Annotated in this window: 10 protein-coding genes and 1 tRNA gene; 6 read left to right on the top strand and 5 right to left on the bottom strand. The window is 64.7% G+C overall.

Translation table 11 applies throughout. The annotated features are described in order from the left end of the window. Positions 1-12 precede the first annotated feature (12 nt). Positions 13-3,297, top strand: a complete 3,285-nt coding sequence (locus NKJ77_RS22950) for an adenylate/guanylate cyclase domain-containing protein (RefSeq protein WP_023672128.1) — start codon at positions 13-15, stop codon at positions 3,295-3,297. A 19-nt stretch (positions 3,298-3,316) separates the two neighbouring features. Then, positions 3,317-3,997, top strand: a complete 681-nt coding sequence (locus NKJ77_RS22955) for a redoxin domain-containing protein (protein WP_023672127.1) — start codon at positions 3,317-3,319, stop codon at positions 3,995-3,997. A gap of 20 nt (positions 3,998-4,017) precedes the next feature. On the opposite strand, the gene NKJ77_RS22960 is transcribed toward NKJ77_RS22955, so the two are convergent. Together NKJ77_RS22960 and NKJ77_RS22965 are read right to left on the bottom strand one after the other, a co-directional pair. After that, the gene (locus tag NKJ77_RS22960) at positions 4,018-6,240 is read right to left on the bottom strand and encodes an SAM-dependent methyltransferase (RefSeq protein ID WP_023831898.1); all 2,223 of its coding nucleotides are present in this window, start codon (positions 6,238-6,240) and stop codon (positions 4,018-4,020) included. Positions 6,241-6,368: 128 nt separating this feature from the next. Further along, positions 6,369-6,443, bottom strand: a tRNA-Gly gene (locus tag NKJ77_RS22965). Between the two features lie 217 nt (positions 6,444-6,660). Between NKJ77_RS22965 and NKJ77_RS22970 the strand changes: the two genes are divergently transcribed. The 4 genes from NKJ77_RS22970 (at position 6,661) to NKJ77_RS22985 (ending at position 9,301) form a co-directional block, all read left to right on the top strand. Beyond that, positions 6,661-7,158: a prolyl-tRNA synthetase associated domain-containing protein gene (locus tag NKJ77_RS22970; protein ID WP_023710270.1), complete on the top strand. Its 498-nt coding sequence runs from the start codon at positions 6,661-6,663 to the stop codon at positions 7,156-7,158. 80 nt (positions 7,159-7,238) lie between these two features. After that, positions 7,239-8,246: a thioredoxin gene (trxA, locus tag NKJ77_RS22975; protein WP_352535803.1), complete on the top strand. Its 1,008-nt coding sequence runs from the start codon at positions 7,239-7,241 to the stop codon at positions 8,244-8,246. A gap of 110 nt (positions 8,247-8,356) precedes the next feature. After that, positions 8,357-9,028: an LON peptidase substrate-binding domain-containing protein gene (locus NKJ77_RS22980; protein WP_023730286.1), complete on the top strand. Its 672-nt coding sequence runs from the start codon at positions 8,357-8,359 to the stop codon at positions 9,026-9,028. 30 nt (positions 9,029-9,058) lie between these two features. Beyond that, positions 9,059-9,301, top strand: coding sequence for a Trm112 family protein (locus NKJ77_RS22985; RefSeq protein ID WP_023672122.1), 243 nt, complete (start codon positions 9,059-9,061; stop codon positions 9,299-9,301). Positions 9,302-9,420: 119 nt separating this feature from the next. Here the strand turns inward: NKJ77_RS22985 and NKJ77_RS22990 are convergent, their stop codons facing one another. From NKJ77_RS22990 to NKJ77_RS23000, 3 genes are read right to left on the bottom strand one after another with little or no spacing between them, the layout of a single operon-like run. Further along, entirely contained in the window at positions 9,421-12,693 is a 3,273-nt protein-coding gene (locus NKJ77_RS22990; RefSeq protein WP_023745940.1) for an error-prone DNA polymerase, read from the bottom strand. Beyond that, a complete protein-coding gene (locus NKJ77_RS22995; RefSeq protein ID WP_352535804.1) occupies positions 12,690-14,168 on the bottom strand; it encodes a DUF6504 family protein in 1,479 nt (492 codons plus the stop codon). Before NKJ77_RS22995 ends, NKJ77_RS22990 begins: the two co-directional genes overlap by 4 nt. Beyond that, positions 14,110-15,162, bottom strand: a complete 1,053-nt coding sequence (locus NKJ77_RS23000) for an ImuA family protein (RefSeq protein WP_023730283.1) — start codon at positions 15,160-15,162, stop codon at positions 14,110-14,112. Before NKJ77_RS23000 ends, NKJ77_RS22995 begins: the two co-directional genes overlap by 59 nt. Between the last annotated feature and the right edge of the window lie 36 nt (positions 15,163-15,198).

A 15,198-nucleotide genomic window follows, 5' to 3' on the forward strand; every position in this document is an offset into this window, starting at 1 on the left:
GGTGAGGTGTCCATGAACTGCTCGGGCTGCGGTTTCGAGATCGAGGGCGGTTACGCCTTCTGTCCGAAGTGTGGCCGCCGCCAGCCCGTGCCATGCGCCAGTTGCGGCTACGCCTGCGCACCTGATTTCGAGTTCTGTCCTAAATGTGGGGCAAGCGTCGGTGCGTCCGCAAAAGCTGCCGAACGGCCTGCTCCGACACCAAGCCGCACCATTGCGCAGCCCTCTCGAGCTCCATCGCCGAACATCGAAAGCGAAGAGGGGCCGCATTCCGTCTCCGACGCCGATCGACGAACGGTAACGGTGCTGTTCGCCGATCTCTGCGGCTTCACGACACTCAGCGAGCAGCTCGACCCCGAGGTCATGCAGGCGCTGCAGAACGAACTGTTCAAGGAATTGACGGCGGCCGTGCAAGGCTTTGGTGGTTTCGTCGACAAATTCATCGGCGACGCTCTGCTCGCCTTATTCGGTGCGCCGGTCGCGCATGAGGACGATCCGGAACGTGCGCTTCGAGCCGCTCTCGACATGATCGCCCGGACGGCGCGGCTCGGTGAAAGCACCCGCCACTCCGGCTCGCCGCTGCTGCTCCACATAGGCATAAACACGGGTCCGGTCGTTACTGGCGGATTGGGCATCGGCACCGCCAAATCCTATTCGGTGACCGGCGACACGGTGAATACGGCGCAACGCCTGCAATCGCTGGCTGCACCGGGTGAGGTGCTGGTGGGCGAACTCACGCACAGGCTGACCCGGCATGCCTTCTCGTACGAGTCGCTGGGCGATGTCGTCTTTCGCGGCAAGGCTGGCAGTGTGCTCGTCCACCGACTGGATGCACCGCTTGCGGCGCCGCGTGCAGCGCGCGGGCTCGAGGCGCTCGGCCTCAGTGCGCCCATAATAGGTCGTGATGCGGAGCTCAACAGAATGCTGGCGAGCCTTGACTTGGCGTGCGGCGGCTCGGCCCAGCTTGTCCGCCTCGTCGGCGAAGCCGGTATCGGGAAGTCGCGGTTGGTGAAGGAGTTCGTCGCCCGCGTCGGCGACGAGGATCGTTTTCGCAACGTCGCCGTGCGGCAGGCCACGTGCTCACCGCTGGGTGAACAATCATTTGGCGCCCTGGGTGCAGTGGTGCGCAGCGCTGCCGGGATGATGCAAAACGACAATGGGGACGAAATGCGGGGCAAGCTCGCAGCCTTGCTTGCCGATCTCGGCCTGCAGGGCGAGGAGGCGAAGCGGCTGATGCCTTTGCTCTACCATGTGCTTGGCCTCGGCGACCCCGATGCCACCTTGCAGCATGTCGAGCCCGAGCAGCTGCGGCGGCAAATTCTCTACGCGGTCCGCACAATCATGGAACGGCGGCTTGCGTTGTCGCCGCTGTTGATTGTCGTCGAAGACCTGCACTGGGCCGACTCCGTCTCGCTCGAGGCACTGCGTTTCGTGATGGACAGACTGGAACGCACGCGGCTGATGTTGCTGGTCACGCATCGTCCGGCGTCGGACAACGACCAACTCGACTCAAGTCGGGTCAGCCACACAGCGCTCAGGCTTTCGCCGCTCGACAGCGATGACGGACGCCGCCTGGTGGCGGCGCTTTTCGGCGAGAGCTGGGTAAACGCCGCAGGAGGGCTTCTCGACCAGATCCTCGAGCGCGCGGGCGGCAACCCGCTTTTCTTGGAGGAGATCGTTCGCGGCCTTATCGATCGCGGTGTATTGGTGCGCGAGGGCCAGCAATGGCGGACCGTGGCAGGCGAAGTCGCAACCGGCATCCCCGCCACGATCCAGGCAATGTTGCTTGCTCGCGTCGACCGGCTGCCGCAAGAGGTGCGCCGGTTGGCCCAGGAAGCCGCGGTAATCGGCCCGCGCTTCGATGCCACGCTTCTGAAAGCCGTGGCAGCCGACCCCGGCCGACTGGAAGCGGGCTGCGAACTGCTTTGCGATGCGGAAATCATCGAGGAAGTTGCCGGATCAGGCTCGGTCTCGTCGCAAAGCTACCGCTTTACGCAAACATTGCTGCAGGACGTGATCTACCAGAATCTGCTCCTGCAACGCCGGACCGACATCCACCGCCGGGTAGGTGCCGCCCTGGAGCAACTGTGCGGCGACAAGCCGGAACGGTTCGAGGATCTGGCCGTGCTCGGTCATCATTTCGCTCAGAGCGCCGAGCGGGAGAGGGGCGCGCATTACCTGCAGGCGGCGGGAGATCGCGCTCGCATGATATACGCCAATGACGACGCCCTTCGTTTCTACGAGCGAGCACTGACTGCGTTGGGCGCGATCGGGCAAACACCGCTCAAACTGGCAATTGCAGAGCGCATTGCCGATTTGAGCGGCCCGGCAGGCCGCCGCGAGATTGCACACCGCCACTACGAGGCGGTGCTGCAGGCCTATCGCGAGTCAGCCGATCGTGTCGCGGCGGCGCGCGTTTTGCGCAAGATCGGTCGGCTGTTTTGGGACGTGGGCAAGCGGGACGACGCGGAATCGCGCTACGCTGAAGCGGCAGCGCTCCTCGATGGAGCGGATGCCCCGATCGAGCAGGCGCATCTCTGGCAAGAACGTGGCCGACAGGCGTTCCGCAGCGGAGATCACACTCTCGCGGCAAAATGGGCAGACGCGGCGCTGGATTGCGTACGCTCTCTGACAACGGAACATGTCTCCGATGATGCCACCCTCGTGACCGCCGAGGCACTTAATACCAAGGCTGTTGCGCTGGCTCGCCTTGGGCGAAACCATGAAGCCGTGCGTGAGGTTGAGCGCAGCATTGAATTGGCCGAAGCCGCCGGTCTGCTGGGCGCGGCCTGCCGCGGCTACACCAATCTCGGGGTGCTCTACACGACCATCGATCCGGCGAAGGCGATGGAGGTCTGTCGGCGCGGTCTTGAAGTGGCGCGCCGTATTGGCGATTTGGGTTTCCAGGCGCGCCTCCTCGCCAATCTGGCGGTAGCTTGTTGTACTTTCACGGATCGCTGTCCAACGGAGGGCGTGCCTGCTGCCGAGAAGGCCATCGAGATTGACCGGGCGCTCGACCAGCGCGAGCACCTGCCAGTGCCGTTGATCGTGCTTGGGCAGATCCACCAGTGCAACGGCCATCCGGAACTGGCGATCGGCTTGTTCCACGAAGCACTGGAGGTAGCCCGCGAAACGGGCGAGCCCCAACTGCTGTTTCCGTGCTATGATGGACTCGCAACGCTTAATCTCGACCTCGACAATCTGGCCGAGGCCGAACGCTACTTTTCCCTGGCGCAGGGTATATGCGCCCAGCACGGGCTCGACCCGGAAGCGCTTGTGGTGCTGCCTTTTCTCGACTAGCCGGGATAGGGGGTTTGACATGTCCGCGCCTAGTGGATTGATACCGCTTCAACCGGGCGACCGGGCGCCGAACCTGATACTCGACGCCATTACCCAGGAAGGCAAGATTGCGCTTGACGACTTTCGCGGGCAAAAACCGGTGCTGGTCGGCCTGTTTCGAGGTCTGCATTGTGCGTTTTGCCGGCGCCACATCGCCGCTCAGGCGCGTCTCGATCCGGAGCTGCGCGAAAAGGGCGTGGAGAGCCTGACGGTGGTCAACACGCCGATCGAACGGGCGCGGCTCTATTTCCGCTACCATCCAATGCCGAACCTGCTTGCGGCGTCGGACCCGGAACGCGCTTCACATCGTGCTTTTGGACTGCCCAATCTCGAATTCACCGAGAACGAGACGAACTGGCCGTACAAGGTCGCGATGGCAGCGGCACAGGACATGCGGGTCGACATACCTGGCGAATTGCCCGGTCCCATGGATCCGATGACAGCCGCCGCAATCCTCGACAAGAAGGACCACTACGAACTGACCGAAGCCGACGAGCAGATGATGGCCACGGGACACGGACAACTGGTTGGTCAGTTCCTGCTGGACCGGCAGGGGATCGTCCGCTGGAGCTTCACGGAGGTCCCGGAGGGTGGGCGATACATGTTTGGCGCCCCAAACCCGAAGGAGCTGATGTCAGCCGTGTCGCAAGTCGCCCAATAATGAACTGACAAGTTCACCGTTTATCCGAGCACGGCCTCGACAGTGGCGACAAAGTCATCGAGCGAGCGGTCGCCGCGAATCTCGATGCGCGGAAGGTCGATGAGATCGCTATGGAGGTCCGCCGGCCCGTGCCTGCGGCCGAAGCCTACTCGATAGCCGCACTCCCTAGCCAGCCGGCCAAGCCGTCGGTCGGTGACGGAGAAGGGGGCCGCGAACGCCCTGGTTGGCCGGCCGGTCCAGCGTTCGATGAACAGACGAGAGCGCAGGAGCTCGGCGGCCAGGTCAGCGCTCGACAGACCATCTATGGCGCGATGCGTCGCCATGTGGCTGCCGAAGAAGGCGCCTTCGGCAGCGAGGCGTCGCACCGTCCCGGCGCCCATAAGCGGCGTCGGCGGACCGATGTCGGTGTCCCACTTTGCACTTTCGCCCACCAGGTCCGTCACCAGGAACACTTCCGCGTTCAGGTCGTTGGCGCGCAAGATCGGCCAGGCATGGTCGGCGAAGTTCTGGAAGCCGTCATCGAAAGTGATGAGCACCGGGCGGCCGACGAAAGGCTGACGGTTGGCGATGGATGCTTCCAGCTGCTCGGAGCCAATGGCGTGAAAGCCATTGGCGCGCAGCCATCCCATCTGGCTGGCGAATGCGGCGGGCGTGAGCCGAAAGCGAGCGAGCGCGGCCGGACCTTCATCGGCAACGCCGTGATACATGAGGACAGGGATATGCTGGCGCTGCTCGTTACGTGCGACGTCGCGGCGCAAGGCTCGCGCCCCACCCCAGACGATATTTCGCGCGACGCCGATTTCGATGGGCGCGCGGATCGGCACATGATCGATCACCGGGTCCGTCGCCACATCGCCCGGCGATAGGCGGCGGAAGCGGTCTATGCGGTAGAGCTCGGTCTGGATCGATTGCTCGAGCACCAGGCCTTCGGTCGCTGCCAGCGTCTCGGAGATCGCCTGGGCACCGAATGTGTTCCAGTCGAAGCCCGTCTTTTCGACATTGTCACGCAGCACGAATGCGTGTGCGCTGATGAAACTACCGCCAGGCGCCAACGCCTCGGCAAATTTCTTGGCGATGCGCCGCAACTCGGCGAGATCGTCCAGATAGTAGAGCACCTCCGAACAGAAGATCAGATCCATCTCACCCGGCAGCGTGTCGGCAGCGAAATCGAGTACGCCGAACTCGACATTCGGCTGATCGGTGCATCGCACGCGGGCCCGCCCGACGGCTATGGCGGAGATGTCGGTTGCGGTCAAATGGCCGACGCGAGGCGCCAGCTGCCGCGTGAAATGACCCTCCGCACAGGCCAGTTCAAGCGCCCGCCCAATGGAACCGCGAGGCAGAATTTCGAGCTGGCGCTCATATTTTTCCTGCTCATAGGACGAACCGTAGTTCCAGGGATCCTCGGTTGCGAAATGGCGATTCCAGAACGCCGTGCGGTCCCTGTCGTGCTTGTCCGCGACCCGTGCCCGGCGCGGCGCAACAGGCTCTGACGGTTCAGCGCTCGACCGAACCAGGTCGCGCGCCTGTGCGGCCAATTGCGCGAGTTTGCCGAAGTGGCTTTCCGGATCGGGCTCGCTTCCCGCCATGGTCAACGATGCCTCGGCTGCAGGCGTGTTTGACGTGGTCGCGCCGGCGCCCTTTTGCGGTGCAGGCGATCCTCCCGCAAGCCGCTCAGCAGGCACTACATCCAGGATCAATTCAATCCAATGATCGCTCGTCACAGTCCCGAGTGCACCGAACTGCACGACAGCCTCGATCCGGCCATCCAGCATCAGATGGGCATAAATCTGATCGATGCCTTCCGGCAGTTCGGTCGCGGTCGGATTGCGAGCGTCGACGCGAACTCCGAGCGTTCGCGCCAGCCTGCGCGGCGCGGCAAGATCGTCGGCTTCGAGAAGCATTTGCTCAAGCTGGTACTGGACGCGGCGAGCCGCTGCGGGATTGTCCCAGATCTTGCTGAGTTCGATGATCAACGCTGTGATGGCACCGCCGAAGCTGTCCCACCGGGCAGCCAGTTGCCCCGGCACCGAAAGGCTTCCTGCCACAAGGCCATCGAAGATCACCTTGGCGATCTCATGCGCCCACTTGCGTCCCGCCGGGAGTGCGCGCAGGGGCTGCGGGTCGATCAAGCGCGAGCCTGAGCCGCATTCGGACGCGGCGTTCCGCAACGCCAGCCAAGCAAGCGCTTCGGATGCGGTGCCGCCTTTCGCCGAAATTGAACCCGAGGGATTGTGCGCCACGCCGTCTTACCTGCGCCTGGTTCTGAGGGAGAACAAGTGTCCCGCAACGCGCTTACATCGCCGGTCTGGAAAAAGCAAAAGGCGCCCCGAAAGGCGCCTCTTCATCGCTTGATTCCCCTAGAGGAAACTGGAGCGGGTGAAGCGATTCGAACGCTCGACCCCAACCTTGGCAAGGTTGTGCTCTACCCCTGAGCTACACCCGCTCACACGGCCCTCGGGGCCGCAAGCCGGGCCTATATGGCTGAAGAGCGCGGCGATTGCAACAAGGAAATGACGGGCTTTTTGGTCGCGCCAAATCGCTTGGCGGAACCTTGTCGGCCACGCGGGTGGTTCATCGACTTCCCGCATGACGGTCTTGTCTCGGCGGCATCATTGGCCGTAAACGGCTTTGCCGCGCGCCGATACAGGGGAAGACCACCAATGCCGAAGACCGAAGCCGAGCTTTTCGCCTTTCTTGCCGATCTCGGCATATCAGTGTCGACCGTGCGCCATCCGCCGCTCTATACGGTGGCCGATTCGCAGTCGCTGCGCGGCGAGATACCGGGCGGGCACACGAAAAATCTGTTTCTCAAGGACAAGAAGGACAATTTCTTCCTGGTCAGCGTCGGCGAGGAGGCGGTCGTCGACCTGAAGCAGATCCACACGATCATCGGCGCCGCCGGCCGGGTGTCGTTCGGCAAGCCGGAGATGCTGATGGAGCTGCTCGGTGTCATTCCGGGCGCGGTCACCGTGTTCGGGCTGATCAACGACACCGAAAGACGGGTCAAAGTGGTGCTCGACCAGGATTTGATGGCACATGCGACAGTCAACGCGCATCCGCTGACCAATGAGGCGACGACGTCGATCGCGTCCGCCGACCTCATCAGATTCGTCGAGGCAACCGGACATGATGCTGCTATCTTGAAAGTCTCGGCTTGATCGCCACATGGATGGCGAAAACTGACCTCTAGTTAAGGACGTCGCGCTGCTCCGCTGGGCGCGATCGGAAGGGCGACGACATGAGCGACAACAACAATCCGTTTGGCGGCCAATTCGGCGGCAATTCTGGCCAGTACACCACGTCCGTGCAATATGGCGGCGCCGAGCCGGCCAAGTCGGCACTTGGCCCGACACCCGGCGCAGCACCTGCCGCTGGCGAGCTGATCAAGGACACCACGACCGCCACTTTCGCCGCCGACGTCATCCAGGAATCGCGCAAACAGCCGGTACTGGTCGATTTCTGGGCGCCGTGGTGCGGGCCCTGCAAGCAGCTCACGCCGCTTCTGGAAAAGGCGATCAAGGCCGCCGGCGGCAAGGTCAAGCTGGTCAAGATGAACATTGACGATCATCCCTCGATCGCCGGCCAGCTCGGCATCCAGTCGATCCCGGCGGTCATCGCCTTCAAGGACGGCCAGCCTGTCGACGGCTTCATGGGCGCCATCCCCGAGAGCCAGATCGCCGAGTTCATCACCAAGGTCGGCGGCAAGGGCAATGGCGCGCCGCCCGTCGCCGAAGCACTGGCCGCGGCGGCGGAAGCGCATGCGGCGGGCGATGCGCAGACCGCAGCCGACATTTACGACGCCATCCTGGCGCAGGCGCCGGAGACGATCGAGGCGATTGCCGGGCTGGGCGAGCTTCTGTTCGAGGCCGGCGACAGCGACGGCGCCGAGGCGCTGCTGGCAACGGCGCCGGAGGCCAAGAAGAATGCGCCGGCACTTGCCGCGCTGCGTGCCAAGATGACGCTGGCTGCGGAAGCGGCAGCACTTGGCAATCCAGCTGAATTCGAGCAGCGACTGGCCGCCAATCCCGGCGACCACCAGGCGCGTTTCGACCTCGCCATGATCCAGAACGCCAGGGGCGAGCGCCATGCGGCGGCCGACAATCTTCTGGCGATTATAAAAGCCGACCGGACGTGGAACGAGGACGGCGCCAGGGCGCAGCTGCTGAAACTGTTCGAGGCCTGGGGCATGACCGACGAGGCGACGCTGGCGGCACGGCGCAAATTGTCGTCGCTGCTGTTTTCCTGAGCCGTTTGCCGGCCAAATTGCCGGGCGTGGCTGTCGGGCCTTGCGGTCGGCGGCCGCCGCGCCAGATTAGGCCGATAACATCGCGCCCGAAGCGGGTCGGAGGAGTGAAGGTGCAGGTCGGAAACGCATTTTACCGGGTCGGCAAGGATCTGCCGGCAACCATTCCGGTGTTTCCGCTTGCCGGCGCGCTGCTGCTGCCGGGCGGGCGCATGCCGCTCAACATTTTCGAGCCGCGCTATCTGCAGATGGTGGATGAGGCGATCGTCGGCGCGCGGCTGATCGGCATCGTCCAGCCCAGCCTCAATGGCGCGTTGCGCGCCGACGGCGAGCCGGAACTGTGCAATGTCGGCTGCGCCGGGCGCATCATCTCGATGGCCGAGAGCGGCGACGGCCGCTATCTGATTTCGCTGCAGGGCGTCTGCCGTTTCCGCATCACCAGCGAATTGCCGGTGAAGACGCCGTTCCGGCAATGCAAGCTGGCGCCGTTCCTCACCGATCTCGCCGAAGACCAGGCGGCAAGCGAGATCGACCGGCCGGCGCTGTTGAAAGCGTTTCGCGCCTATCTGCAGGCCAACGATCTCGAAGCCGATTGGGAAAGCGTCAGCCGCGCCGAGAACACCATGCTGGTCAATGCGCTGTCGATGATGGCGCCCTACGGACCGGCCGAGAAACAGGCGCTGCTGGAGGCGCCCGACCTGAAAGCCCGCGCGGAGACGCTGATCGCGATCACCGAAATGGCGCTGGCGCGCGAGAATGAGGACTTTGGCTCCAGCCTGCAATAAGGGCTGAGCCGATGGCTGAAGGGGGATCCAATGGCTGCGGATGGGCGTGACGGCAAGTCGGTCAATGTCGATCCAAAATTGCTGGAGCTGCTGGCCTGCCCGCTGACCAAGGGGCCGCTGGCCTGGGACCCGGTGCGCGGCGAGTTGATCTCGCGGCTTGCCAAGCTCGCTTATCCCGTGCGCGACGGCATCCCGATCATGCTGCCCTCGGAGGCGCGGACTATTTCGGCGGAAGACGTGCTGTCGCCGCCGCGATTGGGTGGGCCGGGCTGAAGGGCCAGGGGTGGTTCAAACGGACCTCAGCCTAAGAAGCCATTCTGTTGGCGATCCTTGCGCCCCCCTCTGCCCTTGCCGGCATTAATGTCATGGGCTCCCGACCGCCCTGCATTTGCCTACTGAAAATTCCGCCCCTTGGGCATGACCCTTTCAGCTTTGTCCGAGAGGGTGGCAATGTCGGGCCGGGCAGCCGGCGTCATCTCTTCCAGCAGCACCGTCAGCCACGGCGTCAAATCCTCGATCTTCTCGGCGACGATGTGGATGACGTCGGATTCCGACTGCAGCTTGCCGGTGACCTTGACGAAGCGCGCGCCCATGACGATGGGCCGGAAACGGGTAAAGGTCCGCTCCCAGAAAATGACGTTGGCGACGGCCTTGTCGTCTTCCAGCGTCAGGAAGATCGCATTGCCCTTGCCGGGCCGCTGCCGCACCAGCACCAGGCCGGCGACCGAGACCCGCCTGCCGTCGCGCACCGAGCCGAGATTGGCATTGGGAATGACGCCGGCGCGGTCGAGCCGCTCGCGCAGGAAGGCGACCGGATGCGCCTTCAGCGACAGGCCGAGCGCGCGGTAGTCGTGGATGACGTGCTCGCCGAGCGGCATTGTCGGCAGTTTTGTCTCGGGCTCGAGTTCGCGCAGCCGGATCGCCGGCTGGTCGAACAGCGGCAGCCGTTCGGCGGCGCTCTTGCCATCCAGCGCGCGCACCGCCCACAAGGCTTCACGACGGTCGAGGCCGAGCGAGCGGAAGGCGTCAGCCTGCGCCAGTCTTTCGATTTCGCCGACATTGAGACCCGAGCGCAGCCAGACATCCCTGACGCTTGTATAGCCGGCGCCGCGCCGCGCGGTGAAAGCTTCCATACGCTTCTCGGCCAAGCCCTTGATCTGACGGAAGCCAAGCCGGACGGCGCACCGGGTCTTGATGACACCGCGCATTTCGGCATGGCGCGCAAGGATGCGGCCCGGATCGAATTGGGCTTTCTCCAGGGTGCAGTCCCAGTCGGAAAAATTGACGTCGACGTCGCGGATATCGACGCCATGGTCGCGCGCGTCGCGCACCAGCTGGGCCGGCTGGTAAAACCCCATCGGCTGCGAATTCAGGATCGCGGCGCAGAACACGTCGGGATAAAAGGTCTTGAACCAGCAGGAGGCATAGACGAGCAAAGCGAAGGAGGCGGCGTGGCTTTCGGGAAAGCCGTATTCGCCGAAGCCTTCGATCTGCTTGAAGCAGCGCTCGGCGAAGTCCTTGGTGTATCCCTTGCCGACCATGCCGTCGATCATGCGCTGGCGGTAATTGCCGATGGTGCCGGTGCGCTTGAAGGTGGCCATGGCGCGGCGTAGTTCGTCCGCCTCGCCCGGCCTGAAGCCGCCGGCGACGATGGCGATCTTCATCGCCTGTTCCTGGAACAACGGCACGCCCAGCGTCTTGCCCAGGATTTCTTCCAGTTCCGGCTTGGGGTACTCAGGCATTTCCTTTTTCTGCCGGCGGCGCAGATAGGGATGCACCATATCACCCTGGATCGGACCGGGCCGCACGATCGCCACCTCGATGACCAGGTCGTAGAATTCGCGCGGGCGTAGACGCGGCAGCATAGACATCTGCGCGCGCGATTCGATCTGGAAGACGCCGAGCGTGTCGGCGCGGCAGATCATGTCGTACACGTCGTTCTCTTCCGGCGGCAGGGTGGCCAGCACATAGGGTCGGCCGTAATCATCCCGGGCCTTCGGATAATAGTCGGTGAGCAAGGTGAAGGCGCGTTTGAGGCAGGTCAGCATGCCGAGCGCCAGAATATCCACCTTCAGGATCTTCACCGCGTCGAGATCGTCCTTATCCCACTCGACCATCTTGCGCGCCTCCATCGCCGTCTTGACGATGGGGACGATCTCGTCGAGCCGGTCGCGGGTAATGACGAAGCCGCCGACATGCTGCGACAGGTGCCGGGGAAAGCCCATGATCTCGTTGGCGTGGGCGATCACGCGACGGGTCGAGGTCTCGTTGCGGTCGAGGCCGCCGGCATGCGCCTCCTTCTCGCCGAGCTCCGAGGTCGACCAGCCCCAGATCGAACTGGAGAGCGCACTGCGGACATCGTCCGACAGGCCCATGGCCTTGGCCACCTCGCGCAGCGCCGAGCGGCCGCGATAGCTGATGACGGCGGCAGCCAGCGCGGTGCGCTTGGCGCTGTATTTGGAGTAGATGTACTGGATCACCTCCTCACGCCGCTCATGCTCGAAATCGACGTCGATGTCGGGCGGCTCGTTGCGCTCCTCGGAAATGAAGCGCTCGAACAACGTGTCGATGCGCTCGGGGCCGACCTCGGTGATGCCGATGCAGTAGCAGACGATCGAGTTGGCGGCCGAGCCTCTGCCCTGGCACAGAATGCCCTCATTGCGGGCGAACTGGACGATGTCGTAAACGGTCAGGAAATAGCGCGCATAATTCAGACGCTCGATCAGAGCGAGCTCCTCACTGATGCGCTGCAAGACGGAAGCGGGGACGCCCGCCGGATAGCGCGTGGCGGCCCCCTCCCTGGCCAGACGCTCTAGCTCGGCCTGCGGCCCAAGCCCTGATTGCGTCGGCTCGTCGGGATAATTGTACTGGAGGTCGCTGAGCGAGAAGGTCAGTTCGCCGGCAAAGCGCAGCGTCTCGGCCAGCGCCCGTGGATGGCGGCGGAAGAGACGGGCCATTTCCAGCGGCGGCTTCAGATGGCGCTCGGCGTTGGCCGTCAATTCCAGCCCGACCTCGGCGACCGGCAAATTGAGGCGGATGGCGGTGAGCACATCTTGCAGCGAGCGGCGCTCGGCGCTGTGATAAAGCACGTCGTTGGTCGCCATCAGCGGCACGCCGGCGATGTCCGCCATGCCCGCCGCCTGCTCGATGCGGAAACGGTCATTGCCGCGATAATCCGGCGCCATGCCTAGCCGCAAATTAGCGCCGAAACGGTCTTTCAGTTGACGGACCAATGCCAGGGGATCGTCGGCATTCGCCGAGAGATCCGGCAGCACCGCCAGCGACAGCAGGTCGCCCCATTCGAGCAGGTCGCTGCGCTGGAGAAGGGTCGCGCCCTTCTCGTTTTCATCGCGCAAATTGGCTTGCGTCAGCATGCGGCAGAGATGGCCCCAGCCCTTGCGGTTCTGCGGATAGGCGAGAATGTCCGGCGTGCCGTCGCCGAACACCAGGCGGCAACCGGGGTGATAGGCGAGCTTCTCGACCTTGGCCTGCTGCCAGGCGCGCACGACGCCGGCCACCGTGTTGCGGTCTGCCAGTCCGATCGAGGAAAAGCCGAGGAATTTGGCCGCCACCACCAGCTCCTCCGGCTTGGAGGCGCCGCGCAGGAAGGAGAAGTTCGACTGGATGCCGAATTCCGCATAGGGGATGACGGTCAGCGCATTCATGCGAAGACCCCATGCATGAACCAGCGCGGCGGCAGCTGCGGGTTGCCATAGAGGCCTTGCCGGTAGAGCCAGTAGCGGCGGCCTTCGGCATCCTCGATCCGGAAATAGTCACGCGTCGATGTGACCGGATCGCTTGACGTTTCACGCCACCATTCCGGTGCGATGCGCTCCGGCCCTTCGGCACGCGCGACCCGGTAGAGCGCGCGGCGCCAGCGGAAATTCATCGGCGGCCCCTCCGGCATTTCGGTGGCCGGCACCTCGATCGGCTCGGGCGAACGGAACAGCCGTATCGGCCGTTCCGGCGGGAAGATGGTTGCGCGCGGCGCGTCTTTCGAGCCGGGCTTCCTGGGCGGTGTTTTGCGTTGTGGCGCTTCCGAGAACGGGATGGTGGCGACGGCGCGCTCCGGCAGATGGCTCTCGAGGGCGACCGGCTTCAGCACCGCACTGTCCCCGAGCCTGGCGCGGATGCGGTCGGCAAAGAGTGCCATGTCGGCGTCGTCATCCTCGGCCTCGCCGGTCAAATCGGCTTGCTGCATGTCGAAGTCGGCGGCCGCCAGCACCGAAAGCCGAACCAGGTCGAAGCCGTAGCCGGCATCGATGTCCTGTTCGAGCGCGGCCAGCCGCTCATGGAACAGGCGCTGGATCAGCTTCGGTTCGCGCAGCGGACGCGAGGTGCCGACAGCGATGCGGCTGACGGCGCCGTCGACGCGAAACAACAGCAGCGCCAGCATCCTTGCGCCTTCGCCGCGGCGTTCGAGATCGGCCTTCAGCGTCACCGCCAGCAAGAGCACCAGCCGTTCGATCTCGGCGGTCAGCACGACCGGCTCGGCCAGGTGGCGTTCGACTGAAAGGGGCGCCACCGGCAGGCGCGGCGATACCGCCTCGTCGAGGCGGCCGAGCGCCTGGTCAAGACGCAACAGCAAGGTCGCGCCGAAACGGCGGGCGAGCGGCGCGCGCGGCGCTGCCATGACCGCGCCGGCGGTGCGCAGACCGACGCTTTCCAGGCTGGCGCGGATATCGGCCTCGATGCGCAGTGCGGCCAGCGGCAAGGGGGCGAGCAGCGCTTCTTCCTCGCCGGAGACAACGATGCGGTCGCCGCAAAAGCGCGCTGCCGCCCAGGCTGCACCCGGCGTCGCGGCCAACCCGGCGCGGACAACGAAACCCTGCTGGAAAAACCGCGCAAGGATGTCGTCCAGCATGGCGCGCTCGCCGCCGAACAGGTGGGTACAGCCGGTGACGTCGAGATAAAGCCCGTCGACGCCGTCAAGCGCCACCAGCGGCGTATAGCGGTCGCACCAGTCGGCGAGGCCTTCGAGCAGCCGGCGGTCGGCCTCCGGATCGGCCTCGACAATGTCGATCGAGGGATGCATGGCACGGGCGTCGGCAATGCCCATGCCAGGCTTCAGATGCAGCGCCTCAGCCCGCTCGTCGAGGGCCGATATGCGCTGGGCGTTGCGGTCGCGATGGCTGATCACGAGCGGTGGGTGAGATGGCGGCAGATGATCCGAAGGCCGGGAACGCCACGACCGTCCCAGGCGCTGGCGCAGGATCCGTTCTGCCGCCAGATGCGGGAACCACAGCGACAGAATTCTCTGCCCGTTTTTCGCGGGGCTTTCTTTCTTCGAATGCGTGTTCATCGGGGTTCCACTCCAGTGTGAATTGTCCAGGCAGAGCGGTGCGGCTCTTGCCGATGCTGACGGTGAAGGCAGGCCGGCCGATCGAGCCGGCGAGCGACCCGGCGATCGTCCGGCGGCTCGCCGCTGGTGCAGCCGACACGATGAGGCGCACCGGGGCGGCGGTCGGCTCGGCTTCGCCGGCCTGGCGCAGCAGGAACACCGGCCGGCCGGCGTTTTGGGCGCGCGCGTGCAGCCGGCGCGTCGCGGTGAGGTCGAGCCGCTGCGGGCTGCCACGGATTTCGAGGATGATTGCGGCGAGCGCCGTCATCTTCGCGGCCTCCTCGGCTACCCACAGCGCATCGGTGAGTTTCGGCGCCTCGGAAAACAGCAATTGCTCCGGTGCGAGACCGAACATGCCCTGCAATCCCCTGGCATAGGGAAAGCCGGCCTCGCGAAAAATCTCCGATGTGCCGATCCACAGCACGGGCAAGGGCTGGCCCTTGAGGATCAGGCTGACAAGCGACAGCACAAAACCGGCGACGGCCCCGGCATTGCGGGTCTCAAGGCCATGGATTTCGCTCAAGGCGGCTTTCGGAAGGCCGCCGCTCAGCGCCGCATCGAGGCGCTCGACGCCGGTGGCCAGGAAAGCATCCGGCGAAGCCACGGCAAGCCCGCGCCGGATGATGGTGACATCGGCATCGGGTTCAGGCGCGGCGTCGAGACCGCCGCCAGGACCCGCGCGCAGCCCCTCGCCAGCCGGCGCGGCCAGGCGCTCGGGCAGCGTTCCCTCGATCTTCGCGATCTGGCGGCGCAGGGCAAAAACAGTCTCCCGCGCCACGGCTGATGTCGCCATGACGGTCAATTTCTCTCACAATTGTTCCTGTTATGT

It is taken from the genome of Mesorhizobium sp. M0052, assembly GCF_040323255.1.
Taxonomy (GTDB): domain Bacteria; phylum Pseudomonadota; class Alphaproteobacteria; order Rhizobiales; family Rhizobiaceae; genus Mesorhizobium.